Source organism: Afipia sp. GW822-FHT04G07 (assembly GCF_058800765.1).
The window spans coordinates 933176-943260 of record NZ_JBXAMP010000001.1 but is presented as its reverse complement, the minus strand read 5'-3'; the positions used below and the strand labels follow the sequence as shown (position 1 = coordinate 943260).

The 10085-nt window shown below is 58.5% G+C and carries 6 protein-coding genes; 1 reads left to right on the top strand and 5 read right to left on the bottom strand.

All coding sequences use genetic code 11. From position 1 onward, the window contains the following. Positions 1-2517, top strand: a 2517-nt coding sequence (locus tag AC1RKJ_RS04680) for an immunoglobulin-like domain-containing protein (protein WP_492789922.1), incomplete at its 5' end; no start/stop codon positions are given. 93 nt (positions 2518-2610) lie between these two features. Here AC1RKJ_RS04680 and AC1RKJ_RS04675 read toward each other — a convergent pair. From AC1RKJ_RS04675 to AC1RKJ_RS04655, 5 genes are all read right to left on the bottom strand, one after another. After that, positions 2611-3069: a hypothetical protein gene (locus AC1RKJ_RS04675; protein WP_492789921.1), complete on the bottom strand. Its 459-nt coding sequence runs from the start codon at positions 3067-3069 to the stop codon at positions 2611-2613. Positions 3070-3251: 182 nt separating this feature from the next. After that, positions 3252-4343, bottom strand: coding sequence for a transglutaminase-like cysteine peptidase (locus tag AC1RKJ_RS04670; RefSeq protein WP_492789920.1), 1092 nt, complete (start codon positions 4341-4343; stop codon positions 3252-3254). Between the two features lie 220 nt (positions 4344-4563). After that, positions 4564-5898 (bottom strand): HlyD family type I secretion periplasmic adaptor subunit, encoded by a 1335-nt coding sequence (locus AC1RKJ_RS04665; protein WP_492789918.1) that lies wholly within the window; start codon positions 5896-5898, stop codon positions 4564-4566. Continuing rightward, complete coding sequence (locus AC1RKJ_RS04660) at positions 5885-8113, bottom strand: type I secretion system permease/ATPase (RefSeq protein WP_492789915.1); 2229 nt, start codon at positions 8111-8113, stop codon at positions 5885-5887. Before AC1RKJ_RS04660 ends, AC1RKJ_RS04665 begins: the two co-directional genes overlap by 14 nt. Positions 8114-8300: 187 nt before the next feature. Next, on the bottom strand, positions 8301-9887 hold the full coding sequence (locus AC1RKJ_RS04655) for a TolC family outer membrane protein (protein ID WP_492789913.1): 1587 nt from the start codon (positions 9885-9887) through the stop codon (positions 8301-8303). Between the last annotated feature and the right edge of the window lie 198 nt (positions 9888-10085).

The following is a 10085-nucleotide window of genomic DNA, read 5'->3' as shown; positions in this document are numbered from 1 at the left end:
ACGCTGAGCAACGAGTCCCGTGGCGACACCACGGTCGTGACCGACCATGGCACCATCACCATTGGAGATGGCCAGACCGCCGGCACGCTTCTGGTCGATAATCCGAACGGTGAAGATGTCTACACCGATCCGTCCGACCTGACCGTGAAGATCACGTCGGTCACTGGCGGCAACTTCGAGAAGGTGATCCCGGATCCGGTGAACGGGTCGGCGACCGCGCACATCTCGGATACCATCAATACGACGACCGCAATGCTGACGGCGGGTAACGCCGCGTACGGCGCCAACGGCGTGACAATTACCTACACCGTGTCGTTGACGAACGGTGATGGATTGAGCCCGATTGGTCCGAAGGACGACCTGCTCGCGTTTAACCTGCAGTCGGGCCAAACGGTCCATTTCGTACAGGGCGCAACCAGTGCCACGGTCGATGTCACATACGCTTACGGCTCATTCGGTTCGACGATCACCAACTCGATCATCGGGAAGTCAGGCGACGGCGAATACGAAAAGATGGTCACTGCTGGTGAACCATCCACCAATGCGAATACGATACCGTCCGGCGGCGGCAGTGTTTCGCTGACGTTGACCGAGGCTGCGCTCGACACGATCGTTGACACGACAGCGCCCGCGACAGACCTTCACGCAGGTGTTGTCACGGGCACCAACCCGAATCTCCGGACGGAAACGGCACAGGCAACGTCCGGAATCACCTTCACAGCGACAGGCGAGAACATCAGCGTTGCGTTCGCGAACCCGTCTGCACCCGGCTGGGTCGCGCCGACCTTCGCGGGCCTGCAGAGCGGCTACACGCTTTCCTGGTCGCTTGTCGGTGTTGAGCTTGTCGGCCATTTGATCAGCCCGACCAGCGTTGACCTCGGTGCGTTCGTCTATCTCAGCCTGTCTGGCACCCTGAATGCATCGGCGGGCGGCACGGTGACGCCGACGGTCACAGCCACACTGGTCGATAACGTGAACCACAGCGGAACAGGCGTTTCGATCAGCGATATCCAAGTTGTCGCGACGGATGCGTCAGGTGACAAGGTTTATGGATCGGTCAATCTGACGATCAGCGATGACGTGCCGGTGATCCACTCGATCCAGAATGCTATCGTGGCCAATACCGATGGTGTGGCAGTTGGAAATATCGACGTCGACTTCGGTGCAGACGGCTCCAACTCGACAAGTCCGGCTACTGTTACCGTTACAACGCAGTCCGGAACTGTGACCACGAACGCAGGCCTGGTCATTACCTCGTGGGACAATCTGCAGGGCATTACCGAGACACTGTCGGCTGATGGCAAGACGCTAACCGCAACGGTCGATGCAACCAATCAGGTATTCTACACACTGCAGGTTGATGACGCAGCGCATGTCTATACGCTAACGTATCATGAGCGTCCGGTCGCTTATACTGACATTCCTTCGTCGGCCTTTGGTGGCGGAGGCAGCGTCGAAACCATTGATGGACCGGCAGGCGCTCATACTGTTACCTTCAACGGTGCAATCTACAATACGACCACGAACAAGCTCATAGATTTGGGGCCTGGGGCTGGCAATGAGGCGGACGACCTCAAGCCAAACGGAACTGGGTTCGGTGTGGGTAGTAACGGCATCGAGAATAACGAAGGCTTCTTCGTCACCGTTGCCGATAGCGGAACGCCGACCACGGCCGACAGTCTGACCTTCTCCGTTATTCGCAATGGCGGCGGCGGCGCTACCCACACAGCTCATCTGCACTGGATTGCTTACGACGCCGACGGCAATGTGATCAACGGCGGCAGCGGCTTCAATGCGGGCTCGGGAGACCAGCCGATAAGCCTACCAAGCAGCAGCGTTCCGTATCCGATCACGATCAACCCGCCAGGAGAATTCGCCAAGCTCGCCATCTGGTTCGATCAGGAAACGGGCCTTGGCAACAACTTCGGTGTGCAGAGCTTCAAGCTCGGAACATCTGTTGTTCCGGAAGACCAGCCACTGCATTTCGGAATCTCGGCGGTGGATAGTGATGGCGACATCACTGGCGCAATGCCTCTTGATGCGTTGCTATCGGGAGGCGCGGGGCCGGGCTACACGCTCACGGGTACGGCAGCGGGCGAGGTACTCGTTGGAGGAACTGGTAACGATACGCTCATCGGCGGTGGCGGCATCGACACGCTGACCGGCGGCGCGGGAGCGGATCATTTCCGGTTCAACGCGCTGTCCGAACTGGGTGATCATATCCTCGACTTCAGTGGCAGCACCGGTCCAAGTCCACAAAATGACGTTATCGATCTTTTGGGCTCCGCATTCAGCGGAGTTAACTGGACTGCCGGGAATGTGCTGAACGAGACGATCTATCAAGGTGCCGATGCTGCAACGAAGGATCTCGGACCGTCGCAGCACTTCTCCTACGACTCCAGCAGCGGAAATTTATATTACGATGCCAACGGCGGAGCCGTTGATGCTAACCGCGTCCTGCTCGCTATCCTCGACAATCATGCGGCGTTGACTGCGACCGACATCCACAAGGTCTGATTTATCGATGTTCCCGAAATCAAAGCCCGCCGGAAATTTTCCGGCGGGCTTTTTCTTGTGCGATAGCTCAAACAGATTTCGCCGCTGAACAGGCTAGATGTCCCGTCCGCCAGGTCCGCTGCCGACAGTCACGCTGATGCGCTGCATCTCGGTGCGTCCGCCCGGGTACTTGATCTCGATGGTGAGGACATCGATTCCCGAGAAGTCCGGTTTTGAGCGATAGAATGCGATGAAGCCGGGGACTTCGAGCGCGAGGCATTGTTTGTAATTCGTGGCGCTGACCTTGCCGCGCTTGATGTTGACGGCTCCGTTCGCTGGCGGGCTGACAAGGCGGATAGCCGGAAGGGTGCCCGACGTGCAATCGGGCTGCACGTTGAGATAAACTCCGACCCGGATGTCCTTCGCCGGCGGGCCTTTGGCGGCGCGTTCGACCGTCGGAACCTGCGCGAGCGCGATTGAGCTCCCGCAGGCGATGAGAACCGAACCGGCAAGGCCAGCCGCGGCTGCGTGCCGAAGCTTGCTCCGAAATGAAACTTTTGCGTCTGGTTTCACGATATTCCCGCTTGGCCTAAATCGGCGCTAAAATCGCGCCGAGACCTTGGAAATATAGCACGAAAGCGATCACCGCGCATCGTAAGGCGGTAAAGCGCAGGCTAGGCCGCAGCTCTGAAGGACCCAAAAAGGTTAGCAACCGTGACGATGGGCCGGTCGATCGGGCTCGACCGGCAATACCGTTACATCAGGATCGGCAGGGTTGCCGCGCCTGAAGAGCTGCCCGCGAGCGACATTCCGGCATCGCCGGCATCAGTCGTTGCGGATACTTCTTGTGACGACCAGCCTGTGGCCACGCCTTCGCTCCTCATGGCGTCAGACGCCGGCAGAACCGCCTTGGCCGCTCTGTTCAGCCGTTGAGTCAGGTAGGGCGATGCGAAGAGACTTACTCCGGCGCTGTCGAGAGCATAGAGGGGAGTAAAGTGCAGTACTTCACTGTCGATCGCCAACTTCGCGCTCCGATTGTCCAGCACGCTCCAGGTTCCGCCATCTCGAACGGTGAGGACGGCGTGGTCCTCGCGTACTCTTCGGTCACGGACCAGAAGAATGCGGAGATCCTGCTCCGGGACGCCTGCTTCCCGCAGTACGACATATTTTGCAATCGCGTAATCCTCGCAGTCGCCCCGTCCAGTTTCGAGCGATGCCAGCGGCGCGGACCACACGTCCAAGGCAGCGTGTTGCGAAAGATCGCTCGTATAACGGATGGCGATATTGATCAGCCGATTGGCGGTTTCCAATCGGGCCACGCCACTTTGGCCGCGAACTTCATCGACGATCAATTGGAAGCGACGGGCTGCGTCGCTGCAAGTGGAGGCATCCGTCTTGCAGTCTTCCACCTGTCGCAATTCGGATTCAATCGCGGCTTTTGCGCCGCGCCATTTGCGCCAGAGCACGCCTTCCGGCGCACGGAATGTAAAGAGACCAAAGGGTTCGTTCGTGGTCTGCGATGTCCGTTCCATGTTGATCAGCCCGGAAGGCGCATCGGAAAGAACGTCATCGTTTGCCACAGACGCCAGCCGGATTGGCTGCTCCGTCGCAGGTTTGCCGTCGAGCTTCGCCAGAACGCTGTTGATCGAAAAGAAGCGCGCGCCTCCAGCCTGCACGCGGACAGGCTGCGACGGCGGAGCCAGCATGGAAGGCGTCACCAGATCGTCAAAAATATACTTTCTGGGCTTGGTCTTCGATGCTGCCTCGCCTGGAAAACCACTAGCGGTCAGTATCGTGAGGCCAATAACTGCCGTTGTGACGGTACGAGCCGTTGAAAACATCGCCATGAAAAACGCCCCTGTATCCCGGGGGCGTCGGTCAGCCTGAAGCTGATCCCGTCCCCGTGTGATGGGGCGATCATTGGACGCGGGCACCTAGAACCGGGTTAAACGGCGCTAATGCGAGGGGCTATTCTGTGCAGGAGAGTGGAAGGCGAGGAAATGGATTATCTAGAATTTGAATCAACCCATCCGGTAACGCAGCGTTAATGCTGATGTTTCGTTACCGTCAGCGTTCACGAAGGGCTTCTTCGCGCAGCATTCGTGCCGGCTTCACGACGTAATCAAGGACAGACTTCGCGCCCGTGAGCACTTCGACAGTGGTCACCATGCCCGGGATGATGGGAAGAGGGGTTTCGGTTGTCCCAAGGTGGTTCTTATCCGTACGGACCATCACGCGATAGAAGGTCTCAGCCTTTTCGCCGCGCTCGGGCTTGTCGTCCGCAATGGTATCGGCACTGATCCGCTCGACCTTGCCCTTCAGAGAGCCGTAAACGGACGAATCGTAAGCTGTTATTTTGACAACGGCGTCCTGACCGGCACGTATGAACGCAATGTCCTGCGGCCGAATTCGACCTTCAACCAGAAGACTGTCATCGAGCGGAACGATATCCATCAAGTTGGCGCCCGGCTGCACCACCGCGCCAACTGTCGTCACGTTCAGCTTGTTGACGATGCCGTGGACCGGGGACTTCATCTCAGTCCGAAAAACGCGATCTTTCGCCGATTTAATGTTCTCATCGAGAACGGCGAGGTCACCCCTCGATTTTGCAAGATCCTCATCCGCCTGCGCTCTCAAGGTCGCCCGCGCATTCTGCGAACGGGCCTGGGCTTCCTGAACCGCTGCTTCTGCCTTCGACAAAGATGCCTTGATGACCTGCAGTTGCCCGCGCATTTCGGTCGCTTGCCGGTCAATTCGCAGCATCTCGATTTCAGGCACGACCTTCTGCTGATACAAATTGCGCGTCAGATCGACTTCACGTTGAAGCAGCCTGAGGGTTTCGGTCAGTTTTGTTTCCGTCGCCTTGTATTCATCGAATTCTCGCCGGCGCTGGGTTTCTTGTTGCGCCACGACGTCGATGTCCTGCGCGAGTTTCCGCGCACGCGCTTCAAACAGGCTTTTCTCGGCTGCGACGGCTCGGGGCGCAGCTTCCATCTGTTCAGCAGGGAAGGCCAAAGTGCTGGCGCCGGCGGCTTCGGCTTCAAGGCGGGATACGCGCGCCGCCATCGCTGCCCGTCTTTCGCGGATTTCACCAAATTCAGACGCGAACTTGGTATCTTCGATCCGCATCAAGGGCTGGCCTTGCTTTACGATTGCGCCTTCCTGAACGAGAATGGCCCCGACGATGCCGCCTTCCAGCGATTGGACAACCTGAATCTGACGGGTCGGCACGACCCGACCGTTGCCGCGTTTCACCTCGTCGAGAACGGCAAAATGGGCCCAGATGATACCGACGACCATAAGTGCCAGTGAGCAAAACAGGACGAGCCGCGACGTGCGCGGCGTACGCAGTTCGACCGCGGCGCGAATATCGTTGGCGAAGGCAAAATCAGTTTGCTGCATTTGATTTCATAACGGGTTTGTCAAATTTAGGAGGCTCTGTTTGCCGCTTCGCGCCCGCCTGAAGGCTGGCGAGGATGGTTTCGCGCGGCCCGTCGGCGACCAGCTTGCCACGCTCGAACACCAGAATTCGATTCACGAGGGACAGCAGGGAAGGGCGATGCGTGGAAACGATGATCGTCATGTCAGATTTGGCTATCGCCTTCAGACGATCGAGAAATTCGGTTTCGCTGCGCACATCGAAGTGCGCAGTCGGTTCGTCCATGAACATGATCTTTGGTTTACGGATCATGGCCCGCGCCAGCCCGATCGCCTGCTTCTGCCCGCCGGAAAGGCTTCGCCCACCTTCAGCGATTGGCATGTCGTAGCCGAGCGGGTGACCGGCGATGAATTGCTCGACTCCCGACAGCCGCGCGACTTCGAGAACCTCTTCGTCGGTTGCCGATGGCTTCCCAAGCGTGATGTTATCGCGCAGCTTTCCAAAGAACAGGTCGGTATCCTGCATAACGAAGCCGACGCCGGCGCGAAGGTCCGCCGGATCATACTGCCGCAGGTCGATTCCATCGATGGCGATGCTGCCTTCAAGCGGATCGTAAAATCCTGCCAGCAGCCGTCCGACCGTCGTCTTGCCTGAGCCGACGCGGCCGATAATGGCGACACGTTCTCCAGGTGCGATTTTGAACGATACGTTCTCGAGCGCGTTTTCCTTGGTGCCGGGATAGCGAAAACTCACGTTTTCGAAACTGACGGATCCATTTTCGATTTTCCGGGTGACGAAAGCGCGTCCCGGCGGGCGCTCCCGCTCAAGCGACATCAACCGATCGATGGAGCGAAGTGCGCTGATGGTTTGAGTGGCCCGCGTGATAACCGAGGCGAGGCTGGATATCGGAGCCAGCACACGGCCGGAGAGCATATTGGCCGCTATCAATGCGCCCATGGTGATCTTGCCGTCGAGGATCAGGAACACGCCAATCACAACGAGCAGCATGCTGGTAATCTGCTGGGCCGAACTCGAAATGGTCAGAGCCAGCGAAGACCAGAAATGAACGTCCTCGCCGGACCGGGCTGTTGCCGCAACGGATCGTTCCCACGCAGTCTGCATGCGCGATTCCGCGCCCGTCGCGCGAACGGTTTCGATGCCTGACAGCGATTCAATCAAGACGCCGTGGCGTGCGGCGGATTCGGCCTGCAGCCTTTTCATCGCCCGATCCAGAGGACGCTGCAGGATAAAACCGGTCGCGATGACGATCGGCAGCATCAGCAGCGGAATCCAGGCCAGCGGCCCGGCGATGACGAAGAGCACGCCGATGAAGATCATAGCGAAAATCAGGTCCGTGGCCGCCACCACTGTTCCTGACGTAAAGAATTCTCTGACTGAATCGAAGTCCCTCATCTGATTGGCGAGAATGCCTACGGAGGTCGGCCTGTTCGCCATTTTCACCGCGAGAATATGCTCGAAGATATTCGCGGCCAGCACGACATCGATTTTCTTGCCGGTGAGATCGATGATCCGGCTTCGGACAATGCGGATGATGAAGTCGAAAACGATCGCAAGACCCAATCCGATCGCCAGTGCAACCAGCGAAGGGATCGCGCCGTTCGGCACGACCCGGTCATACACGTTCATTGTAAAGAGGGGCGCTGCCAGAGCGAGCATGTTGACAAGGAGCGCCGCCAGCGCGACATGCCCGTAGTTGGAGCCGAACCTGCGGACGACCGACCAGAACCAATGAGTCTTTGGCAGGTCACCGGCGGCGACGGTTCGCGCATCGGCCGTTGCTGCTGGCTTGACGAGAAACGCATAACCCGAATAGCGCGACGCAAGCTCGGAAAGAGTCGTGCTGGTCGCTGTTTCGGGCCGCTCAGGGTCAACGACACGAGCCATTTCGCGGGCTTCATCGAGTCCGCTCAGGATCAATGGCATCCCATCCTTTGTGATAAGCAAGACAGGCAGCACGAGCGCGGGAATATCCGGAAGCGCTCGCTTTACCGGTTCGATCTCAAGTCCGGCTCGCAGCCCTGCGCGTTCGACCAACATCGCGGTCAGGCGGCCATTGATAATCGGCAGGCCAGCGATCAGGGCTTCGCGGCTGATTGTGCGTCCATGAAAGCCTGCGAGATAGATCAAAGCCGCTGCCAACGGATCCCTTAAGGGGTCAACGGCATCGCGCTCACCCGGCGTCGAGGGGCTTAAATGAGTTGCGGCTTCCGGTTTCACGGATGTGGTCCTGGCTATGAGTTTAAGCAGCCATCCTAGTGCCACCGGCCAGAAAACTTAAGAAAACCTTAAGATTAAGACTAATGCGCACGCATTAACTATCGCATACGCAACCCGCGCCTCCGCCGGCAGGCGTTTGCGAATTTGAAAATGAACGACGTCAATTAATGACGTTAACGACCTGGCCTCAATTTGCCGACGCTTGGGCGCGGGAAGCGCTTCCTGTCACAGGCCACTTCGATGCTGCATCGACCAACTCCTGCGCCGGGTTAGAACCCTGCCAGCGGCCAGCAAAATCGTCATTGCCAGGAAGAAGATTGCGCGGCCCGGTTGCTGCGTAATTGAAGACGGGTACGGGTTCTGCCCGCTTAACGGGAAGGGGCTCCGGGCCCGTCACGGGATCATGCAGAATAATAGGCGGCAGCTTGGTCGGGAAAAGCCCGAACGGCTCGACGTCAGGCGAGGCGTCGGCCGGTGGAGGCGCCTTGACGTATTCGATCAGATTGCCCATCGCGGCGAGCAACTGATAGTCGGCAAATATGGCCACGCTCTGCGCGGAGACCAGCGAGATAAATCCGTTGAACAGCTGGTTCTGCCCGTTCAGCAAATCGACCAGCGAGCGCTGACCGAGTTCGTATTCCTTCTGGTAGGACGTAATGACCTTACGGTCCGATGCGATCTGACGATTGAGCGCTGCGATTCTGTCCGCGGTGAGCGTGCGAGCGGCCCACGCCTTGTCGATCGATTCGACGGCGTCGCGCTGCAGGCGCGCATGACGCATGGTGCCCTCAACATAACGTTCGGCCATCTCGGCGCGCCGCCATGTATCTTGGCCGCCGCGGAAAACATCCCAGCTCACGACCACCTTGCCGCTCACGTCGTCGCGCTTGCCGACATAACTGTTGGCGTCGATTCCGGTGGAGGCGCGTCCTTCCAGATAGACATTCGGAACGAAAGCGCCCGAGGTGCTGCGAAATGCGTATTTAGCTGCGCGGGCGTCGGCTTCCGCCGCCTTGATGGTCGGGTTGAACCGGATCGCGATGGCGAGCGATTCATCCTTGGTGGAGGGCAAACCTGCAAGGCGGTGCGGGTTGCGCAGATTGTAGGGTTCGAGACCGACGGACTTGCGATACTTTGCCCGCGCCTCGTCGAGGCTCTGGCGGAAGCCTGCCAGGGTGGCAATGGCATTTTCGACGCGCTCGCGCGTCTGCTCAAGATCGCCTTCGCCAGCGCGGCCGCCCTTGAAGCGGGCCTGCACGTTGCCAAGCAAACCACGGTGGACTCTTACGTTGTCTTCCCCGATGGAAATGAGACGGGTGTAGCGAATGACGTCGATGTACGCTTCGGCCGCGTCCAGCGCGAGCAATTCGGTTCTCTCATGCACGCGCGCTGCCGCCGCATTGACGCGCGCGGACTGACGCCAGATCTCGTTCAAGGATGTAAATCCGTCGAACACCAACTGACGAGCGACGACCGAAACGTCTCGGCCGTTTCGCCATGTATCGTTCCCGAGTGGTGCAGGGACAATCTGCTGATTGAAGCGCTCCGGACCTGCGCGTCCTTCAACGCGAACTTGCGGCAGCAACGTCGATTGCTGTTGCCTGAGTTCTGCATCAGTTGCGCGCCGATTGGCTGCAGCTTCACCAACGCCCGGATTCGTGGCGATTGCCTGCTTCAAAGCGTCGTTGATCAAAAATGCAGACTGGCTATGCGCTACAGGCGGAAACGCACATCCCAGCAGCAACGCTGCCGCGATAAACGCTGGTGTACGCATCCTAAAATCCCCCAAAGACTCAATCGATTAAAAAATTTCTAAAAAACTGTAGCACGCTACCTAGCTCCCTAGAATGGCCACATATTTGACTCTTTGGAACTGTTGCAGGAAGGCAACGAGGATAGGTTCCATAATACCTCCCCCAGGTCGCTATCCCCGTCAAAACGCGAGCTGATTTTAGCTTGTTAAGATGTGCGT

Bases quoted from the DNA above. Each gene is read 5' to 3' on its own strand.
- AC1RKJ_RS04670 (WP_492789920.1), bottom strand. From the start codon at position 4,343: ATGGCGATGTTTTCAACGGCTCGTACCGTCACAACGGCAGTTATTGGC.
- AC1RKJ_RS04665 (WP_492789918.1), bottom strand. From the start codon at position 5,898: ATGCAGCAAACTGATTTTGCCTTCGCCAACGATATTCGCGCCGCGGTC.
- AC1RKJ_RS04655 (WP_492789913.1), bottom strand. From the start codon at position 9,887: ATGCGTACACCAGCGTTTATCGCGGCAGCGTTGCTGCTGGGATGTGCG.